The following is a 226-nucleotide window of genomic DNA, read 5'->3' as shown; positions in this document are numbered from 1 at the left end:
GGCATAGGCGCTGCCGGATTTCACGTCCTCGTGGGTCGCGCTGCTGCCGCCGATGATGAAGTAGACGTCCGTGAGCGCGGCCTGCGAGCTGAACCCCGCGCGGACGGGGATCGTGAGCACGCCCGGCGGGACCGCGACGTCCCGTGCGACGTACGCGATGGGTTCGCCGCCCCCGGTCGGGATGAACGACAGATCGTGCCAGGCGCCCTGCAGGAAGGCCTGTAGC

The 226-nt window shown here is 70.4% G+C and carries 1 protein-coding gene; it reads right to left on the bottom strand.

All coding sequences use genetic code 11. The annotated features are described in order from the left end of the window. A partial coding sequence (locus tag VR44_RS40755; RefSeq protein WP_045952756.1) for a hypothetical protein occupies positions 1-226 on the bottom strand: 226 nt, incomplete at both ends.

Origin of the sequence: Streptomyces katrae (assembly GCF_000966975.1) — a bacterium.
GTDB lineage: Bacteria > Actinomycetota > Actinomycetes > Streptomycetales > Streptomycetaceae > Streptomyces > Streptomyces katrae.
Note: the sequence above shows the minus strand (reverse complement) of the source record. Positions and strands in the feature narration are given on the sequence as shown.